Source organism: Streptomyces sp. NPDC001507 (assembly GCF_042894765.1).
Lineage (GTDB): Bacteria > Actinomycetota > Actinomycetes > Streptomycetales > Streptomycetaceae > Streptomyces.
The window spans coordinates 300544-319625 of the sequence record NZ_JBIAVV010000001.1; the positions used below are offsets into that span (position 1 = coordinate 300544).

Below are 19082 nucleotides of genomic sequence, written 5' to 3' on the forward strand. Positions count from 1 at the left end.
CCGCGCGGTCGGCGTCTACTGCGGAGGGTCGCCCCGCCTCCGCTCCCGTTCGATGTAGTCGTCGGCCTGCTTCTGGGCCGTGTCGACCTGGGACTGGTACTTGTTCCCGGTCCGCTGGTCGATCATGTCGCCGCCCTTTTGGACGCCCTGTCTGGCCTGGTCCTCGTGGCCCTTGAGCATCCCCTTGAGCTTGTCCAGCATGGACATGGCAGCCCTCCTCGCTGGTTTGCGGCTTTCACCCCCAGCGTCACCGGCCGGGGCGCCGTCCGCATCTCGGCGGCCGTCCCCGTGCGGGTCCGGCGCGCCTGTGCGAGCTTGGAAGGCGCGGATTGCCGCCGATCGCGAAGCCCTCCGGAGAGGCTGTCGCGCAGCCGCCCCGCGGCGCCGCCCCGCACAGCTGTCCGCAGAAAGGCCCGGCCCCATGAGTACTTCCGGTTTCGGTTTCGGACGCAGCCCCTTCGAGGAGTTCGACGAGCTGATGTCCCGCTTCTTCGGCGGCGCGGGAGCGGGTGCCCAGCCCCGCCGCGCCCAGCGCGTGGACATCGGCAGTCTGCTGTCCGAACGGGCCCGGGAGCTGGTCGCCGAGGCCCGCGACCTCGCCGCCGTCGAGGGCAGCGACGAACTGGACGCCCGGCATCTGCTGGCCGCGGCCACCACCCACGACTCCACCCGGCGGCTGCTCACCGAGGCCGGCGCCGACCCCGACCAGCTCAGGGCTCGGCTCACCGCCGGCCACGGCGGCGGCGAGAAGGCGGAGCCCACCACCCTCACCCCGGCCGCCAAACGCGCCCTCCTCGACGCGTACCAGATCTCCCGTGCCGAGGGCGCCTCCTACATCGGCCCCGAGCACCTGCTGCGCGCGCTCGCCGCGAACCCGGAGTCGGCGGCCGGCCGGGCGCTCGGCGAAAGCGGCTGGGAGCCGACCCGGATGCCGGCCGAGGGTACCGGGGACCGCAGGAAGCCCAGCACCACGCCGACCATCGACGAGTACGGCCGTGACCTCACCGAGGACGCCCGGGCCGGGCGCCTGGACCCGGTGATCGGGCGGGACGAGGAGGTCGAGCAGACCATCGAGGTGCTCTCCCGGCGCAGCAAGAACAACCCGGTCCTGATCGGTGACCCGGGCGTCGGCAAGACCGCCATCGTGGAGGGGATCGCGCAGCGGATCGTCGCCGGGGACGTGCCCAAGACGCTCGAGGGCAAGCGGCTGGTCTCCCTGGACCTGGCCGGGATGGTGGCCGGCACCAAGTACCGGGGTGAGTTCGAGGAACGGCTGAAGAAGCTGCTCGACGAGGTCCGCGAGCAGCGTGACGAACTCGTGCTGTTCCTCGACGAACTGCACACGGTCGTGGGTGCGGGCGGGGGTGGGGACGGCTCCCTCGACGCGGGCAACATCCTCAAACCGGCCCTCGCGCGTGGCGAGTTGCACCTCATCGGTGCGACCACCGTCGACGAGTACCGCAAGCACATCGAGAAGGACGCGGCCCTGGAGCGCCGGTTCGCGCCCATCCTGGTCGGTGAGCCCACCGTCGACGACACCATCGAGATCCTGCGCGGCCTGCGCGACCGCTACGAGGCCCACCACCAGGTCCGCATCACCGACGAGGCGGTGGTCGCGGCGGCAGAGCTGTCCGACCGGTACATCACCTCGCGGTTCCTGCCCGACAAGGCGATCGACCTGATGGACCAGGCGGCGGCCCGGGTCCGGCTGCGCTCGAAGACCCCGCCCACCGACACCCGGGACATCGAGGACCGCATCGCCGCCCTGAACCGGGAGAAGGACCAGGCCGTCGCCGACGAGGAGTACGAGCGGGCCAAGGAGCTCCGCGACCGCATCAAGGACACCGAGGCCGAGCTTGAACAGGCCGGCGCCGCCGAGGAACACGCGCCCAAGGTCACCGCCGAGGACATCGCCGAGGTCGTCTCCCGCACCACCGGCATCCCGGTCGCCGAGCTCACCGAGGAGGAGCGGGAGCGCCTGATGAAGCTGGAGGAGCACCTGCACGAGCGGGTCGTCGGCCAGGACGAGGCGATCACCGCCGTCGCCCGCGCGGTCCGCCGTGCCCGCGCCGGCATGAGCGACCCCAACCGGCCCGTCGGCAGCTTCCTCTTCCTCGGCCCCACCGGCGTCGGCAAGACCGAACTGGCCCGCGCCCTGGCCGCCGCCCTCTTCGGCGACGAGACCCGCATGATCCGCCTCGACATGAGCGAGTTCCAGGAGCGCCACACGGTCTCCCGGCTGGTCGGCGCCCCGCCCGGATACGTCGGCCACGAGGAGGCCGGCCAGCTCACCGAGGCGGTGCGCAGGCAGCCGTACGCCGTGCTGCTCCTCGACGAGGTGGAGAAGGCCCACCCGGACGTCTTCAACACCCTGCTCCAGCTCCTGGACGACGGCCGCCTCACCGACGCCCAGGGCCGTACCGTCGACTTCAAGAACACCGTCGTCATCATGACGTCGAACATCGGTGCCGACCGCATCCTGGCCGCCGGCACGGAGGACTACGCCAAGGTCCGCGAGGCGGTCATGCCCGCCCTCCAGCAGCACTTCCGGCCGGAGTTCCTGAACCGCATCGACGAGATCATCGTCTTCCGCGGCCTGGACCGCACCCAGCTGCGCGAGATCGTCGACCTGCTGCTGGAACACACCCGACGCCGGCTGCACGCCCAGGACGTCACGCTCGAAGTCACCGACAGCGCCGCCGAGTTGCTCGCCGACCTCGGTCACCAGCCGGACTTCGGTGCCCGTCCGCTGCGCCGCACCATCCAGCGCGAGGTCGACGACCGCCTCGCCGACCTGCTGCTGTCCGGCCAGCTCGTGGCGGGCGAGCGGGCGGTGGTGGACGCGGCGAACGGTGAGATCGTGATCCGCTCCGACAAGCCGGCCACGGTCTGACCGGTCCGGTCAGGAGGCGATGATCCCGGCCAGCCGCCGGTACGAGTCCAGCAGAGCCGCACGGTCGTACGTGCTCGTGGTGACCAGCACCTCGTCGGCACCGGTCTCCTTCAGGACCGTCTCCAGTTCGTGGGCGACCTGGTCCTCGGTGCCGGCGATGTGCCCGGCGAGCCCGGACGCGTAGAAGCCGCGTTCCCGCGCGGTCATCGTCCGGGCCTCGACGGCCTCGGCCGGGGGCAGCGGGGGGAACGTGCCGTGGGTGCGGGAGTACGCCATCGACCAGGCCTCCGGGACGAGCAGCCGGCGGGCCGCCTCGGGGGTCTCGGCGACGGCGACCGTCCCGGAGATCACGACGTACGGCTCGGCCGCCCACGGGGAGGGCCGGAAGCGGTCGCGGTAGCGCTCGATGCCGTGCCGCATCTTCTCGCGGCCCCGGAGGTCGCCGATGACCACGGGCAGCCCGGCCCGGGCCGCGATGTCCGCGCCCTCGCCCATCGCCAGCACGAACGGCGGCACCCGCAGTCCCTCCGCCGGGCGGGCCCGTACCCCCGTCGGCGAGGTCCCCTCGAACCAGCCGAGCAGCTCGCCGAGCTGCGCCGCGAAGTCCTCGGCGTCGCCCTTGTCGCGTCCCAGTGCCCTGCGCACCCCGTCGGTGAAGCCGACCGACCGGCCGAGCCCCATGTCGATCCGCCCCGGGTACAGCGACTCCAGCACGCCGAACTGCTCGGCCACGACGAGCGGCCGGTGGTTGGGCAGCATCACCCCGCCGGTTCCGACCCGGATGGTCCGGGTCGCGGCGGCCACGGCGGCGGCCAGCACGGTCGGCGCCGAGCCGGCGACCCCGGGCACGCCGTGGTGCTCGGACACCCAGAAGCGGTGGTAGCCGAGCGCCTCCGCCTCCCGGGCCAGCGCCACCGTGTCCCGCAGCGCCGCACCGGGCGCGTGCCCCTCGCGGGTGCGGGAGCGGTCGAGGACGGAGAACCGGGTCCGGGCGATGGTTGCGTTCACACAGGGTTCAACAGCCGTGCGGCCACGGGATTCCCGCCGGGCTCCTGCGCCGTGGGCACCCTGGCCGTCACCGGCCGAACCGCCGGGGGCGGCGCGTTCTAGGCTTGCCGGGTGACCGAGAGCAGCAAGCGCCCGATCGCCGTGTTCGACATCGACAACACCCTCGCCGACACCGCGCACCGGCAGCGGTTCCTGGAGCGCAAGCCGCGGGACTGGGACGCGTTCTTCGCGGCGGCACCGCACGATCCGCCGATCGCCGAGGGGATCGCGCTGGCCGTCGCCGCCGCAGAGGAGTGCGACATCGTCTACCTCACGGGGCGCCCCGAGCGCTGCCGCCGCGACACGCTGGACTGGCTCGCCGCCCACGGACTGCCCGAGGGGCGCGTGAACATGCGGCGCAACGCCGACCGCAGGCCCGCCCGGCAGACCAAGCTGGAGATCCTGCGGCGGCTCGCGGAACGGCGTTCGGTCCGCGTCCTGGTCGATGACGACGAGCTGGTGTGCGACGCCGCCGAACGGGCCGGGTTCACCGTCGTACGGGCCCGCTGGGCCGACCGTTCGGCCGCGCTGGAGCAGGCCCAGGAGCGGGAGGGGCGGACCTGACGGTACGGCTTCGGCCTCGTCAGCCTTCTTCGTCGATGCGGAAGCCCACCTTCAGGCCTACCTGGTAGTGCTCGATCTGCCCGTTCTCGATCTGGCCCCTGACCTGCGTGACCTCGAACCAGTCCAGGTTGCGCAGGGTCTGGTTGGCGCGTGCGACACCGTTGCGGATGGCCTGGTCGATGCCCTCGTGCGAGGTGCCGACGATCTCGGTGACCCGGTAGGTGTGGTTGGTCATCGGGAAGCTCCTCTCGTCGTCACTCCACGGTGCCGCATCCGGAAGCGGAGCGCGAGGCGTCGGTTCCGAAACGCCGACAGCCCTTGACCCTCCGTATTGGTCCATACCAAAATCCCGTACACCCGTACGGGCCCCAGTGCTCGTTCCCCCACGCCGGGCCCCTTCGCCTGTCCGCCAGACAGAACAGGAACCCCCGTGAGACCTCGCCGCCCCCTCGCCCTCGTCTGTGTGTCCGCCGCCCTGCTGAGCGCCTGTGGGGTGCTGCCCGGCGAAGGGGGCGGGCGCCACACGGTCACGGTCTGGCTGATGCGGAACAGCGCCTCGGCGGACTTCCTGCGCCGCTTCACCGCGGACTTCGAACGCACCCACAAGGACATCCGTCTGGACATCCGCATCCAGGACTGGACCGGCATCGTCGACAAGGTGCAGATGGCCCTGAAGAGCGACTCCGCCGACGCGCCCGACGTCATCGAGGTCGGCAACACCCAGGTCCCGCAGTACGTCGAGGACGGCCGGCTCACCGACCTCACCCTGGAGTCGATGCGCGACTGGGGCAAGGAGCACTGGCTGCCCGGCCTCGCCGAGCCCGGCTCGGACGACTCCCGCCAGTACGGCATCCCCTGGTACGCCGCCAACCGGGTCGTCATCTACCGCAAGGACCTGTTCAGGAAGGCCGGGATCACCGCCCCGCCGAAGACCCGCGCGCAGTGGCTGGCCGACACCGAGAAGCTCAACTCCGGTGGCAATCAAGGGATCTACCTCGCCGGACAGGACTGGTACACCCTCTCTGGGTTCATCTGGGACGAGGGCGGCGACCTCGCCCAGGAGACGGACGCCCAGTGGAAGGGGGCCCTCGACAGCCCGGCCGCGCTGCGCGGGATGGACTTCTACCGGCAACTCCAGTCCCTCGGCAAGGGACCCGTCGACGCGGACGAGGAACACCCGCCCCAGGCCCAGGTGTTCGCCGGCGGACTGGTGGCGCAGATCGTCGCGGTGCCCGGCCTCGCCCAGTCCATCGTGCAGGAGAATCCCGAACTCAAGGGCGAGATCGGCTACTTCCCGGTGCCGGGGCTCACCGCGGACCACCCCGGCGCCGTCTTCACCGGCGGCTCCGACCTCGTCGTCCCGCAGAACACCGACCGGCCCTACGACGCGACCGCCGTCGTCGGCGCGCTGACCGGCGCCAAGTGGGACACCGACCTGGCCCGCACCATGAACTACGTGCCCAACAAGACCACCCTGGCGGGTGCGGTGGCAGGCGAGGAGGGGGTCGCCGCCATGGCGGCGGGCGCCGCGCGAGGGCGGGCGACCCCCCACACCCCCGACTGGCCGGCGGTGGAGGCCGACAACCCGATCAAGGGCTACATGACCAAGGTGCTCGACGGAGCGGACCCCAGGACCGAGGCCCGCCGCGCCTCCCGCCGCATCACCGAACTACTCGCACCCGACTTCGGATGACTGGCGTCCCCGGTTCTGCAGCGCCCGCAAGGGGCGCTGGGGGTCCCCCGGCCGAAGGCCGGGGGAGGAACGGCTCGACCGGCCACGACGGCGCCGCAGACGACCGACGACACCGCATGTCCGCGGAAACGCTCAGCGGGCCACGCTCAGCGACAGCGCGAAGCGCCCCTGCGCGTCGGTCCACCAATGCGTCAGCTCCAGCCCCGCACCGGCCAGTTCCGCGGTCACCCCGGCCCGCCGGAACTTCGCCGACACCTCGGTGCGCAGCTCCTCGCCCGCCGCGAAGTCCACGGCCAGATCGAGCGCGGGCACCTTCACGGTCTGCGCCACCCGGGACCGCAGCCGCATCTCGATCCACTCGTTGTCCGCGTCCCACAGGGCGACATGGTCGAAGGCCTCCGGGTCGAAGTCGGCGCCCAGCTCCCGGTCCACGACGCCGAGGACGTTCTTGTTGAACTCGGCCGTCACCCCGGCCGCGTCGTCGTACGCCCGGACCAGCACCTCCTCGTCCTTGACCAGGTCGGTGCCGAGCAGCAGCGCGTCGCCGGGCGCGAGCCGCCGCCGTACCGAGGCCAGGAACTCCGCCCGCTCGGCGGGCAGCAGGTTGCCGATCGTGCCGCCGAGGAAGGCCAGGAGCCGGGGTCCCGGCGTCTCGGGCAGCTCCAGGCGGCCGGTGAAGTCGGCGATCAGGGCGTGCACGGACAGCCCCGGCCGCTCCGCGACGAGCGCCTCGCCGGCCTGCGTGAGGGCGCTCTCGCTGACGTCGACCGGGACGTACACCTCCAGGCCGGTGAGCGCGTCGATGAGCAGGCGGGTCTTCTCGGAGGAGCCCGAGCCCAGCTCCACCAGGGTGCGGGCGCCGCTCGCGGCGGCGATCTCACCGGACCGGGCGGTCAGGATCTCCCGCTCGGCCCGGGTCGGGTAGTACTCGGGCAGCTCGGTGATCTGCTCGAACAGCTCGCTGCCACGGGCGTCGTAGAACCACTTGGGCGGCAGCGTCTTGGGGGTTGCGGTGAGGCCGGTCAGGACATCGGCGCGCAGCGCGGCGTCCGTCGCGTCCTCGGGAAGGGTGCGGGTGACACGGAAGGGACTCACGTACAGGGCTCCTTAGGTGGTACCGATGCCAGGTCCTCGACCGGGTTCTCGACGGGCGTGAGGGTGACGCCCGCGCGGCTCGCGGTGAGCAGCGCGCGGTCGGGGACCTCCTGCCAGCGCGGGTCGTCGTCGTACGGCTCGGAGGCGACGACGGTGCGCAGGCCGGGTTCCGCGAGGTAGTGGAGGCTGTCGCCCCAGGCGGTGGCGGTGATGGTCTCGCCGTCGGTCAGGAGGAGGTTGAGCCGGGCCGCGGGTGCCGCCTCGGCCACCTGCTGAACCGTTTCGGCAAGGGCCGGGCCCGGCTCCGTACCGGACCGCAGCCGGTGCAGGGCCAGCGCCCAGACGAACGCCGAGTCGGTGCGGGCCTCCATCGACAGCAGGTCGGCCGGGGGCAGCAGCGGGACCAGGGGCGCCATGGACCCCGGCCAGCCCGGGATCGCCCCGTTGTGGCTGAACAGCCAGCGGCCCGCGGCGAACGGCGCCGCCGCGGCCTCCGCGTCCGCGCCGGCCAGGGTCGCGTCCCGGACGGCGGCCAGCAGCGCGCCGGTGCGCACGACCCGGGCCAGGTCGGCGAAGGACTGGTCGGCCCAGATCGGCCCGGCGCGCCGGTAGCGGGCCGGCTGCGGATCGTCCGGGGCGTACCAGCCGACCCCGAAACCGTCCGCGTTGACCGTCCCGTACCGCTGGAGCCGGGGTGCCCACGACTGCCGGTACAGGGAGTGCTCGGGCTCCACGAGGAGCCGGCCCAGCGGCTCCTCGGGTCCCAGGCAGGCCAGGTGACGGCACATCAGGCGGCCTCCGCCGACCGGGCGGTGCGGAAGCCGGAGAAGATCTGCCGCCGGATCGGGTAGTCCCAGTTGCGGAACGTCCCCCGGCAGGCCACCTGGTCCACGGCGAACGAACCGCCACGCAGCACCTTGTACTCGGGCCCGAAGAACACCTCCGAGTACTCCTTGTACGGGAAGGCGGTGAAGCCGGGGTAGGGCAGGAAGTCGCTGGACGTCCACTCCCACACGTCACCGATCAACTGCCGTACACCGAGCGGGGACTCGCCCTCCGGGTAGCTGCCGGCCGGGGCCGGGCGCAGGTGGCGCTGGCCCAGGTTGGCGTGGTGCGGGGCCGGGTCGGCGTCGCCCCAGGGGTAGCGCCGGGACCGGTTCTCGCCGGGGTGGTGCCGGGCGGCCTTCTCCCACTCGGCCTCGGTGGGCAGCCGGCGCCCGGCCCAGCGGGCGTAGGCGTCCGCCTCGTACCAGGACACGTGCAGCACCGGCTCCTCGGGCGGCACGACCTCCGTGACCCCGAACCGGCGGCGAAGCCACTGGCCGCCCTCCCGGTGCCAGAAGTGCGGCGCGGTGATGGAGTGCTGCCGGATGTGCGCCCAGCCTTCGGGCGTCCACCAGCGCTCCTGCTCGTAGCCGCCGTCCTCGATGAACGCCAGGTACTGACCGTTGGTCACCGGCGTGGTGTCGATCCAGTAGGGCGCCACCTCCCGCCGGTGCGCGGGGCGTTCGTTGTCCAGCGCCCAGGGCTCGGTGGAGGTGCCCATGGTGAACGGGCCGCCGGGGACCAGGACTTCGGGCGGGCCGGTGAACGGCGGCGCCGGAGCCGGGTCCGGGGCGGTCAGGGCCTGGGGGCCCTTGCGGAGCTGATGGGTGATCAGCATCGTCTCGTCGTGCTGCTGTTCGTGCTGCGCGATCATCCCGAAGGCGAAGCCCGCCTCGGTCAGCCGGCTGCCGCTGAACGCCGCGCTGTCCAGCAGGTCCAGTGCCCGGCCGCGCACCTCGGCCGCGTACTGCCGGGCCTCGGCGGGCGGCAGCAGCGGCAGCGAGGGCCGCTCGGAGCGCGGATGCTCGAAGGCGTCGTAGAGGCTGTCGATCTCGGGCCGCATCGCGTCCCGGCCGCCGACGTTGCGCAGCAGCCAGAGCTCCTCCTGGTTGCCGATGTGCGCGAGGTCCCAGACCAGCGGGGACATCAGCGGGGAGTGCTGGGCGGTGAGGTCGGGCCCCTCCACGCAACTGGTCAGCAGCGTGGTGCGGTCGCGGGCCGTGGTCAGGGACTTCAGCGCCCGGTCCCGCAGGGCCTCGATATCGATGTCGACGTCGGTCTCGGTCATGCGCTGATGTCCTTCCCATGGGCGCGACCGGCCGTGCCGCGCAGTCGGTCCAGCAGGTCGTCGGCCGGGCAGCGGCCCCGCAGCACGTACCTGTCCCGGTACGCCCGCACGGCGTCCACGACCTCGGAGCTCGCGCCGATCCTCGGCAGGGCGTCGAGCGCCGCCGTGAAACAGGCGACGGCGGCCTCGTGCAGCTCCGGGTCGCGGAGCCCGGAGCGGGCCGCGTCGATCCACAGCGGGTTGTTCGGGGCGGGCCGCGGGCCCGCCCGCTCGGCCAGCGGCTTCACCGTCCGGTACGCGGTCTCCGCGGCCTCATGGTCGTCGAACAGCGCCGCCGTCACCGCCAGCGGCACGATCCACCCGTCGTCGCCGGGCTGCGCGTCGATCATCCGCAGCTCCAGATGACCGCGCGGCCTGACCGGCGGGAACAGCGTGGTCAGGTGGTACGCGAGATCCGCGCCGGTGGGCGGGGCGGGCGTCCTTGACCGGGTCCAGGCCCGGAAGGTCAGCTCCTCGGGGACTTCCCAGGGGCCGCCGTCCCGCCGTAGGCACATCACCGGTGCGTCGAGGACGTGCCGGGCCCAGGCGCTGCGCGGGTCGCCGTCCAGCGGGGGCGCGCCCGCACGGCCCGCGCCGATCTCCATCCACAGCAGCTGCCGGGTGGAGACCCAGCCGGTGGGCCGGTGCCCGACCAGCGGGGAGTTGGCGAACGCGGCCACCAGCACCGGGCCCAGCTGATGGGCCAGCCACCAGCGCCGGGTGTAGCCGAGCGGGCCGGGCTCCTCGTGGCCGGCGTCCAGGCAGACCTGGACGGACGCCGAGGAGCACATCATGTGGCGGCCCGCCGTGCCGGTACGGTCCAGGCAGCTCTCCATCGCGTCGTAGCGCGGCTCGCGCAGGAAGCGGCGGGGGGTGTGCCAGGGATCGTGACCGACGCCCACGAGTCCGAGGTCCTGTTCGGCGAGGACCGTGCGGACGGCGTCCAGGTCGGCGGAGACGGTGCCGATGCACTCCGTGAGGGAGGCGGCGGGCGGCGAGCTGAGCTCCAGCTGGCCGCCGGGTTCGACGGTGAGCGCCGACCCCAGGGGCACCGTGCGCAGTGCGGCGTAGGCCGCTTCGAGTCGTTCGGGTGTCACCGGGAGCTGCGGCGTGCGCAGCTCGTGGACCAGCCATTCCACCTCGACCCCGAGCGTGCGGGGCGGGCCGGTCTTGAAGCAGATGCCCTTGACCAGGGCCTCCACCTCGGCTTCGGTGACAGCCGTGCGGTCGTCCGAGAAGTCGGTTTTCACCGACCCGTCGGTACAGTCGCCGCTGTCGGATATTGAGTCGGACATGTCGGGATCCTCCTGAGATTCCACCATGCCACCGTCCCGGCCGTGGATGCGTCCGGGGCGGCATCGTCCGTCCCACCCAAGACCTTCACGTCGATTCGCACAAGGGTGCCTATCGGGACGTTCTAGATCGGTAACCTCTTCTTCCTTGCTGCTTCGTTGCGGCTTCCTTGCGTGTTTCCGGCCGTTTCAGGCCGGCGAAACTCCGTTGCACGGCACCACCAGCATCGCCCAGGATGCGTGCATGAGCACGACGGGGGAGGCCGCGCGGGCCGCGGCCATGGCGTCCACGGGGGTGGCGCCATGAGCGCGCGCCTGCGCGGCATCGCACGGCAGACCGAGGAGATCGTGGCGGCGGGCGGCTACCGCACGCCCGACGGCCGGGAGGTCCTCCTGGCCGCGGACATCGCGGCCGCACGGGCGGGGACGCGGTTGTACGGCCCGGAACCGGTGCCGGTCCCGCCGGGCCAGGACCCGGACCCGGACGCCGTCTTCGAGGTCACCGGCGAGAGCAGCCTGGAGGCCGCCCGCCGCCTCGCCGACGCCCCGGTGGCCGTGCTCAACTTCGCCTCGGCCCGCAATCCGGGCGGCGGCTACCTGAACGGCGCCCAGGCGCAGGAGGAGGCCCTGTGCCGCGCCTCCGCGCTGTACACGTGCGTGCGTGAGGCCGCCGCGTACTACGACCACCACCGCGCGCACCGCGACCCCTTCTACACGGACCGCGTGATCCACTCCCCGGCCGTCCCGGTCTTCCGCGACGACCGTGGCGCGCTGCTCGCCGAGCCCTACCGCGCAGGTTTCCTCACGGCCGCCGCGCCCAACGCGGGCGTGATCCGGCGGACGGCTCCGGAGCGGACCGGCGAACTGCCGGGGGCCCTCGCCGTACGGGCCGAACGGGTGCTGGAGGTGGCCGCGGCCCACGGCTACCGGCGACTGGTCCTCGGCGCCTGGGGCTGCGGGGTGTTCCAGAACGACCCGGCACAGGTCGCGGCCGCCTTCCGGGGACTGCTGGGCCCCGGCGGCCGGTTCGCCGGGACCTTCGCCCACGTGGTGTTCGGCGTCCTGGACCGCACACCGGGCTCCGTGGTCCGGGGCGCCTTCGCCGAGGCGTTCCGGACCATTGAGGTCTGAGCGGCTCTGGTGAAGTGCGCCCCGTAGGGGCGCTGGGGTCCCTCCGGCCGAAGGGCTGGGGGAGGAACTGCGCGACCAGCCCCCACCGGCCCGCGGTGAACCAACGGCGCAACCAGCGCAGCGCCCCGCTCAGTTCCAGCCGTAGCGCTCGTGCAACCGGTGGCGTACGAGGTTGAAGCGGCCCCGGTCGAGCGCGCAGGCCTCGCGGCGCATGCCGTCCTCGTGCAGGCGCAGGACGCGGTCCACGTCCACCCAGGAGTCGCGGCCGGTGCGGTCCCACGGCCCGCTGCCGATCGCCACCCATTCGCGGTCGTTGTCGTGCCGCTTGCTGGACAGCTGGACGGCGAGCAGGGTGCCGGCCGCCTCGCGGGCGACGACCAGCACCGGCCGGTCCTTGCCTCGCCCGTCGTTCTCCTCGAAGGGCACCCAGGTCCACACGATCTCACCGGGGTCGGGGTCGCCGTCGTGGGCGGGGGAGTACTCGGTGCGCACCTTGCCGACCTCGTGCGGGTCGGCCTCGGTGGTGGCGGTGGAGCCGTATCGGCCGGGGATGTTGTCGTCGTCGATGAACGCAGTCACGAGGGCACCCTAAGGGGCCTCAGCCGGCGAGAACAGGCGGGGTCCCGGGGCGGCGCAGCTCCGCCTCGATCAACTCGGCGGTTACGTCGGGGCGTTCGAGATGCGGGAGGTGACCGGCCGCGGGGACCGGCTCGAACCGGCCCTGCGGGAAGGCCTTCGCGTAGGCGGCCCCGTAGGCGGGCGTGACGATACGGTCGCTCTCGCCCCAGATCAGCAGCGCGGGCTGCCGCACCCGCCCCAGTCGGGGGAGCAGCTTCGGGTCGCTCATCCGGCCGCCGTCCGTGAGCAGCCGCATGGTCGCCATGTTGGCCTGGCGGCGGGCGAGTTCGGCGGCGGGGAGGGTGGCCGGGTCGACGTAGAAGCGGTCCGGGTCGTGCCACGAGTGCTCGGCCTGGGCGCGCGGGTCCAGCGCGAAGAAGTCCGTGACCGGTTCGCCTTCGATGTCCGCGCCGACCGCGTTGATGAGGACCAGGCCGGAGATCAGTCCGGCCGTGTCGCGTATCGCCATCTCGGCGGCGAGGCGGCCGCCCAGCGAGGAGCCGATGACCAGGACGTCGCTCAACTCGCCGTCCTGGAGCAGGTGGAGATACGCGACGGCGAGGTCGTCGACACCGGTCAGCCAGTCGGGGCGGGGTGTGCCGTCCCAGCCGGGGTGGACCGGGGTGATCGTGTGGGCCGTCCCGGCGAGGCGGGCGGCGAGGCCGGAGACCGTGGCCGGGCCGCCGCCTCCGTGGAGCACGAGCACCGGGCGGCCGGAACCGGCTTCGGTCAGGGAGATGGGGAGGTCGGGGTACACCTGGGCGGTGCGGTTCGTCGTCATGCCGCTCAATCTAACTAAGGATGTTGATATAAACAAGCTTAGTCATCGGATACAGTGGAGCCATGCACGATGACCTGCAAGTTCTCGGAAGAGCGGTGAAACAGGCCCAGTACCGGCAGCACCGGGCGATGGACAGCGCGCTCGCCGCCGTCGGCACCACCCTCGCGCAGTGGGACGCGCTGCGCGCCATCGACCGGTCGCCCGGTGCCTCGGCGCGCGAGCTGGCCGTGGCCACCTTCCAGAGCGAGCAGGCCTTCGGCACGCTGGTGGGCCGGCTGGCCGCGCAGGGTCTGGTGGAACGGCGGCCCGGCCACGGGCGGCGGATCCGGCACCACCTCACCCCCGAAGGGGAGCGGACGCTGGCGGCCGGGCACGGGGTGGCCGGCGAGGTGCTCGCCGGCTGCTTCGCCGGCCTGTCGACGGCGGAGCGGACGACACTGCTGGAGCTGCTGCAACGGCTCAACGCACAGGAGTGAGTACGGGGGTGTCCCCGGCCAGGGCCGGGGACACCCCCCCTACTTCGGTTCAAGCGGCACCGGCAAGGTCCGCCGCGTTCGGCAGTGCCCCGAAGGGGCGCTGGGGGTCCCCCCCGGCCGAAGGCTGGGGGAGGAACTGCGCGACCAGCCACGACGGCGCCGCAGTCGGCAGTCGGCATGTTGCGGCACTGCCGGCGGCGTGGCTACTCGCCGCCCTCCTCCACCTGCACCTTCTGCGACTTCGGAGCCGTGACCCCGTTGAGGACCGGTGACGTCACGCCCGGCGCCTGCCCGTTCTGGTTCATCGACGCGAGCAGCTGCCGGGCGAGCCCGAGCCCCGTGCCGCCCATGGTGAGCGCCTTGGCGAACAACTCGGCCATGCCGTCGGCGCCGTTGAGCAGCACCATGTTGTCGACGTTGCCGAAGGCGGAGGCGCCGGCCTTGACGATCTCCGGCCAGTTCTCGGCGAGTTGCTGGGCGACGACCGCCTCCTGGTTCTCCGCGAGGGCGGCGGCACGGGCCTTGATGGCCTCCGCCTCCGCGAGTCCCTTCGCCCTGGCCGCCTCGGCCGCCGCCAGACCCTTCGCCTGCGCGGCGGCCGCCTCCGCCTCACCGGTCGCCCGGGTCGCCGCCGCGGTGGCCGTACCCCGGGACTTGGTCGCCTCGGCCTCGGCACCCGCGGCCGTCTTGACCCGGGTCGCCTCGGCCGCGGCCGCCAGCTCCGTCTCCTTCGCCTTCGCCTGGGCCGCCGAGATACGCGCGTCACGCTCGGCCTCGGCCAGCGTCCGCTTCTCGTAGGCCTTGGCGTCGGCCGGCTTGCGGACATCCGCCTGGAGCTGCTGCTCGCGCCGGTGCGCCTCCAGTTCGGCGACCCGCGTCTCCTGGACCACGACCTCCTGCCGGGCGGCCGCGTCGGCGAGCGGACCCGCCTGCCGGGCCTGGGCGGCCGCCTTGTCCCGCTCGGCCTGGTAACCGGCCTGGAGGATCTCGCTGTCCCGGGTGGCCTCCGCCATCCGGGCGAACGACTGCTGCTCCGCCTCGGTGGCGAGCCGGTTCGCCTCCGCCTGCGCGATGCGCGCGTCCCGCTGCACGGCCGCCGCGTGCGGCATCGCCAGGTTCTGGATGTACCCGGTCGGGTCCTCGATCTCGTGGATCTGCAGGGAGTCCACGATGAGCCCCAGCTTCTCCATCTCGGTGCCGCAGGCGGCCCGGGTCTGCCCGGTGAGCTTGTCCCGGTCGCGGATCATGTCCTCGACCGTCAACCCGCCCACGATGGAGCGCAGATGACCCGCGAACACGTTGTGCACCCGCTCGGACATCATCTTCTGCTGGTCCAGGAAACGGCGGCCCGCGTTGGCGATCGACACGAAGTCGTCGCCCACCTTGAAGATGACCACACCCCGCACCTTCAGCGGAATGCCCTGCTGGGTCACGCAGTCCACCGACAACTCGGTCTCGTTGAGATCCAGGGACAGCTTGCGCACCGCCTGCACGCCCGGCAGCACCAGCGTGCCGCGCCCCGTGACGATCCGGAACCCCATGCCCTCTTCGAGACCCTCGGTCCGATGCTTCGAACCGGAGATGATGAGCGCCTCGTTCGGCTCGGCGACCCGCCACATCATCTTGAACACACCGATCAGCACGAGAACGGCGAGAACCGCCACCCCCGCAACGACGCCGACAACCATCGGCATACGCCCCCTTTGAATGGTGCCCTTTCGGCACCGAACGAAGGGAGTGTGCGCCCGTGCGGGCGCCGGGTGAAGACGCTGACGATTCCTTGTTGCAATCTTGACGCATGCGCCCCTCACCTGGGGCTATGCCCGCTCAACTGTCGTACGCGGGCGTGACGTAGACCGTCCGCGGCGGCAGATACTCGACCACCATCACCACCGTGCCGCGCTCGATCCGGCCGGTGCCGTCGGCGGCGTACGCGAGGAAGTGCTCGGCGCCTCCGCGGACCCGGACGATCACCTCGCCGACGAGCCCGGGCCCGATCGCTCCGCTGACCCGCCCCACGAGCCCGACCATCGACGCATCGTCCATGGTCAGAGAGTACGGGCAGGTCAAGCGCGGGGAAAGTGGCCTGCTTTCGGCCTGCTGCTCTCATGCCGCCGAGGCGTCGACGGCCGTGGGCCGCGGCGGCCAGAGCTCGTGCCAGCGCAGCTCGGCCTCCAGCTGGGCGGCGACGGAGACCAGCAACGGCTCACTGTCCGCCGGCCCGAGCAGTTGCGCTCCCACCGGCAGCCCGCCCCCGGCGAACCCGGCGGGCACGTTCACCCCCGGCCACCCCAGCACGTTCCACGGCCAGGCGTAGGGGCAGGCGGCGATCATCGCCCGGTCGGTGGCGAACTGGCCCAGCCCCAGCAGCGCGCCGACGCGGGGCGGGGGAGCGGCGGTGGTCGGCGCGAGGACCAGGTCGTACGACGCGAAGAAGGCGCCGATCCTGCCCCGCAGGCCGGCCTCCGCGCGCCGGGCGGCCCGCAGCGGGGCCCCGCCGAGCAGCCGGCCCAGGCGGGCCGCCTCCAGGGTGCGCGGGTCGAGCAGGTCCGGGTGCGGCGCCTCGCGGACGCGCTCGGCGATCCCCGCCGTGGCGCGTGGGACGAAGGTCAGCCCGATCTGGCCGTAGGGCGGGTCGGCCTCCTCGACCGAGTGGCCCAACTCGGCGAGTGTGTTGGCGAGTTCGAGGACGCGGGTGCGCAGCTCCGGCTGGAGGCGGGCGGGGAGCGCGGTGAACGGCGGCTTGAGGGAGAGGGCGATGCGCAGCCGTCCGGGGTCCCGGCCGACCGCCTCGGTGAGCGTCACCCGGGTGGGCTGGTGCGGATCCTGCGGATGGTTCCCGCTCGCCGCGTCCAGCAGCAGGGCCGCGTCGGCGACCGTGCGGGCCAGGGTGCCGTTGACCGTGATGCCCTGGAAGGACTCGCCGCGCGGCCAGGTGGAGATGCGGCCGCGCTGCGGCTTGATGCCGACGAGGTGGGTCCAGGCGGCCGGGATGCGTACGGATCCGGCACCGTCCGAGCCGAGCGCGGCCGGCACCAGGCCCGCCGCGACGGCTGCCGCGGACCCGCCCGAGGAGCCGCCCGGAGTGTGCCCGGGCTGCCACGGGTTGCGGGTGGCACCGAAGGCCGGCCCCTCGGTGAACGGCCACTGCCCGAGCTCGCACGTATTGGTCTTGCCGACGATCACGGCCCCGGCCGCGCGCAGGCGCCGTACCGCCTCCCCGTCCTCGGCCACCGGCGGGAACTCGCCCGGGCAGCCGAAGGCGGTCGGTTCGCCGGCCACGTCCGTGTCGTCCTTCACCGCGACCGGCACCCCGAGCAGTGGCCGCCGCACTCCGGCGGCCAACTCCCGGTCGGCGGCGTCCGCCTCGGCGAGGGCGGCCGTGCGGCGCACGATCCGGAAGGCGTTGACGGAGCCCTGGCTGGCCTCGATGCGCGCGAGAGTCTCCTCGACCAGCTGACGCGAGGTCAATTCGCCTGCGGCCAGGGTGCGTACGGACTCGGCGAGCCCTGCGGAACGGTCGTACGGCATACGGGAACCCACCTCCGGGGCGCAGCATTTACCGGAGAGTAACGTCGATCCGGCCCCGTCGGGACAGGTTTCGCACAGGCGGCGTCCAGCCGCGCCCCAGTCCTGCGCAAAGCATTGACGTGCACCTGGCGCGACTCCTACTTTCTGCGTCGACTTCTCGAACTCCGTTCGAGATACCGGACACATCGCTGTGTCCGCGTCTGCACGAGCCCCCGGAGAGCCGCCGTGACCACACGTTCCCCCGCCCCGTCCCGTCGCGCCCTGCTGCGCGCGCTGGCCGCCCTGCCCGCGACGGCCCTGGCCCTGGGCGAACTGCCCGGCCTGCTCGGCGCGGCCGACGCAGCCGCCCCCGCGAGCGGCTACGCCACCCGCTACACGATCGTCCCGTTCCTCAACAGCGACGACGGCACGGTGAACGTCTACCAGTCCGACGACGCCACCGACTTCCGCCTCCTGCAGTCCTCGGCCTACACCCCGCCCGCCAACCGCATCCGCGACGCGAGCATCTTCAAGCACACGGACGGCTACTACTACGTCACCTACACCACCCACACCTGGGAGGACGAGAGCACCACGATCGGCTTCGCCCGCAGCGCCGACCGGGTCGGCTGGACGTTCCTGTACGACTACACGATCCCCCTCACGAACCTGTCCCGGGCCTGGGCACCCGAGTGGTTCGTGGACGGCGACGGCAGCGTCAACGTCATCGTGTCCTGCTCGACCGCGGACGACGAGTGGATCTTCACCCCGTACGTCCTGACGGCGACCGACTCCGCCCTCACGGCGTGGACCTCACCGACCGCGCTCTCCGGCATCGGCCCGAACCACATCGACACGTACATCGTGAGGACCGGCTCGACCTACCACGCCTTCACGAAGAACGAGACGGCGAAGTACATCGAGTACGGCACCGCCGGCAGCCTCAAGGGTCCCTACACGATCTCCAGGACCGGCGACTGGGCGGGCTGGGGCAGCTACCGCGAAGGCCCCTCCGTGATCCAGCTCGACAACGGCGGCTGGCGGATCTTCTTCGACGGCTACGGCGACGGCACCTACTACTACAGCGACAGCTACGACACGTTCGCCACGTGGTCCGCGCCGACCGCCCTGCCGACCCTCTCGGGCACGGCCCGGCACTTCACGGTGATCAAGGAAACGGTGCCGGGCGGCCCGTCGCCGACGAAGAACGCGACCCGCTCCCTCCAGTCGGTCAACTACCCCGCCCGGTACTGGGAGGAGGTGTCCGCTCTCCTCAACCTCCCGGTGGTGACCAGCTCCAGCGCCACCGTCGACAAGCAGGCGGCCACCTTCACGGTCGTCGCGGGCCTCGCCGACGCCAACGCCTGCTCCTTCCGCGACGCCTCGGGCGACTACCTGCGCCACTACGACTTCCGCGGCCGCTTCGACCCGAACGACGGCACGACGACATTCGCCCAGGACGCCACGTTCATCGCCCGCACGGGCACGGCCGACGGCTCGGTCCGCTTCGAGTCGTACAACTACCCGGGTCACTACCTGCGCCACTACAACTACCAACTCCGCGTGGACATCTCGAACGGCACCGACCTGTTCCGGCAGGACAGTTCGTTCGTGGCGGTGGCGCCCTGGGGCTGAGCTGCAATCGACGTGTGTGCCGTCGCTGCCGGGCGCGGTGACGGGGCGTGAGTGAGTGTCAGGTCCATCATGCCTGCTCGGACGTGGTTTGCGGTAGGACGGAGCGCACGTCCGTTCAGGCTTGTCCGGGGTGGTGAACTGCCCGCAGACTCGTCGTCATCCACTCACCGACGTGCGTGTCGGCATCCGTTCCCG

General features: G+C 72.5%; 18 protein-coding genes. 6 read left to right on the forward strand and 12 right to left on the reverse strand.

The window, feature by feature from the left end:
• Positions 1 to 15: 15 nt before the first annotated feature.
• Complete coding sequence (locus ACFY0K_RS01390) at positions 16 to 207, reverse strand: antitoxin (RefSeq protein WP_382727684.1); 192 nt, start codon at positions 205 to 207, stop codon at positions 16 to 18.
• Between the two features lie 214 nt (positions 208 to 421).
• On the opposite strand from ACFY0K_RS01390, the gene ACFY0K_RS01395 reads away from it, so the two are divergent.
• Positions 422 to 2893, forward strand: a complete 2472-nt coding sequence (locus ACFY0K_RS01395; RefSeq protein ID WP_390638043.1) for an ATP-dependent Clp protease ATP-binding subunit — start codon at positions 422 to 424, stop codon at positions 2891 to 2893.
• A gap of 9 nt (positions 2894 to 2902) precedes the next feature.
• Here ACFY0K_RS01395 and ACFY0K_RS01400 read toward each other — a convergent pair whose 3' ends face one another.
• On the reverse strand, positions 2903 to 3901 hold the full coding sequence (locus tag ACFY0K_RS01400; RefSeq protein ID WP_390638044.1) for an LLM class flavin-dependent oxidoreductase: 999 nt from the start codon (positions 3899 to 3901) through the stop codon (positions 2903 to 2905).
• A gap of 111 nt (positions 3902 to 4012) precedes the next feature.
• Here ACFY0K_RS01400 and ACFY0K_RS01405 point away from each other — a divergent pair, with 111 nt between their 5' ends.
• Complete coding sequence (locus ACFY0K_RS01405; RefSeq protein WP_390638045.1) at positions 4013 to 4504, forward strand: hypothetical protein; 492 nt, start codon at positions 4013 to 4015, stop codon at positions 4502 to 4504.
• 19 nt (positions 4505 to 4523) lie between these two features.
• Here the strand turns inward: ACFY0K_RS01405 and ACFY0K_RS01410 are convergent, their stop codons facing one another.
• Positions 4524 to 4739 (reverse strand): dodecin, encoded by a 216-nt coding sequence (locus tag ACFY0K_RS01410; protein ID WP_293996087.1) that lies wholly within the window; start codon positions 4737 to 4739, stop codon positions 4524 to 4526.
• Positions 4740 to 4934: 195 nt separating this feature from the next.
• Here ACFY0K_RS01410 and ACFY0K_RS01415 point away from each other — a divergent pair, with 195 nt between their 5' ends.
• The gene (locus ACFY0K_RS01415; protein ID WP_390638046.1) at positions 4935 to 6197 is read left to right on the forward strand and encodes an extracellular solute-binding protein; all 1263 of its coding nucleotides are present in this window, start codon (positions 4935 to 4937) and stop codon (positions 6195 to 6197) included.
• A gap of 132 nt (positions 6198 to 6329) precedes the next feature.
• Here the strand turns inward: ACFY0K_RS01415 and egtD are convergent, their stop codons facing one another.
• From egtD to egtA, 4 genes are read right to left on the reverse strand one after another with little or no spacing between them, the layout of a single operon-like run.
• The gene (egtD, locus tag ACFY0K_RS01420; RefSeq protein WP_390638047.1) at positions 6330 to 7292 is read right to left on the reverse strand and encodes an L-histidine N(alpha)-methyltransferase; all 963 of its coding nucleotides are present in this window, start codon (positions 7290 to 7292) and stop codon (positions 6330 to 6332) included.
• Complete coding sequence (gene egtC, locus ACFY0K_RS01425; protein ID WP_390638048.1) at positions 7289 to 8080, reverse strand: ergothioneine biosynthesis protein EgtC; 792 nt, start codon at positions 8078 to 8080, stop codon at positions 7289 to 7291. Before egtC ends, egtD begins: the two co-directional genes overlap by 4 nt.
• Positions 8080 to 9405: an ergothioneine biosynthesis protein EgtB gene (gene egtB / locus ACFY0K_RS01430; protein WP_390638049.1), complete on the reverse strand. Its 1326-nt coding sequence runs from the start codon at positions 9403 to 9405 to the stop codon at positions 8080 to 8082. The genes egtC and egtB overlap by 1 nt, the downstream gene beginning before the upstream one ends.
• Positions 9402 to 10739: an ergothioneine biosynthesis glutamate--cysteine ligase EgtA gene (gene egtA, locus ACFY0K_RS01435; protein WP_390638050.1), complete on the reverse strand. Its 1338-nt coding sequence runs from the start codon at positions 10737 to 10739 to the stop codon at positions 9402 to 9404. Before egtA ends, egtB begins: the two co-directional genes overlap by 4 nt.
• 300 nt (positions 10740 to 11039) lie before the next feature.
• Between egtA and ACFY0K_RS01440 the strand changes: the two genes are divergently transcribed.
• Complete coding sequence (locus ACFY0K_RS01440) at positions 11040 to 11867, forward strand: TIGR02452 family protein (protein WP_390638051.1); 828 nt, start codon at positions 11040 to 11042, stop codon at positions 11865 to 11867.
• Positions 11868 to 11996: 129 nt separating this feature from the next.
• Here ACFY0K_RS01440 and ACFY0K_RS01445 read toward each other — a convergent pair whose 3' ends face one another.
• Positions 11997 to 12446 (reverse strand): type II toxin-antitoxin system PemK/MazF family toxin, encoded by a 450-nt coding sequence (locus ACFY0K_RS01445; RefSeq protein WP_390638052.1) that lies wholly within the window; start codon positions 12444 to 12446, stop codon positions 11997 to 11999.
• Between the two features lie 19 nt (positions 12447 to 12465).
• Positions 12466 to 13266 carry an alpha/beta fold hydrolase gene (locus ACFY0K_RS01450; RefSeq protein WP_390638053.1) on the reverse strand — a complete coding sequence of 267 codons (801 nt, stop codon included), beginning with the start codon at positions 13264 to 13266 and terminating at the stop codon, positions 12466 to 12468.
• 62 nt (positions 13267 to 13328) lie between these two features.
• Here ACFY0K_RS01450 and ACFY0K_RS01455 point away from each other — a divergent pair, with 62 nt between their 5' ends.
• Positions 13329 to 13742 carry a MarR family winged helix-turn-helix transcriptional regulator gene (locus ACFY0K_RS01455; protein WP_390638054.1) on the forward strand — a complete coding sequence of 138 codons (414 nt, stop codon included), beginning with the start codon at positions 13329 to 13331 and terminating at the stop codon, positions 13740 to 13742.
• A 203-nt stretch (positions 13743 to 13945) separates the two neighbouring features.
• On the opposite strand, the gene ACFY0K_RS01460 is transcribed toward ACFY0K_RS01455, so the two are convergent.
• From ACFY0K_RS01460 to ACFY0K_RS01470, 3 genes are all read right to left on the reverse strand, one after another.
• Positions 13946 to 15436, reverse strand: coding sequence for an SPFH domain-containing protein (locus tag ACFY0K_RS01460; RefSeq protein WP_390638055.1), 1491 nt, complete (start codon positions 15434 to 15436; stop codon positions 13946 to 13948).
• A gap of 133 nt (positions 15437 to 15569) precedes the next feature.
• Complete coding sequence (locus ACFY0K_RS01465) at positions 15570 to 15788, reverse strand: hypothetical protein (protein ID WP_366356216.1); 219 nt, start codon at positions 15786 to 15788, stop codon at positions 15570 to 15572.
• A gap of 60 nt (positions 15789 to 15848) precedes the next feature.
• On the reverse strand, positions 15849 to 17273 hold the full coding sequence (locus ACFY0K_RS01470) for an amidase (RefSeq protein WP_390638056.1): 1425 nt from the start codon (positions 17271 to 17273) through the stop codon (positions 15849 to 15851).
• A 225-nt stretch (positions 17274 to 17498) separates the two neighbouring features.
• On the opposite strand from ACFY0K_RS01470, the gene ACFY0K_RS01475 reads away from it, so the two are divergent.
• The gene (locus ACFY0K_RS01475) at positions 17499 to 18887 is read left to right on the forward strand and encodes an AbfB domain-containing protein (RefSeq protein ID WP_390638057.1); all 1389 of its coding nucleotides are present in this window, start codon (positions 17499 to 17501) and stop codon (positions 18885 to 18887) included.
• The last annotated feature ends 195 nt before the right edge of the window (positions 18888 to 19082 follow it).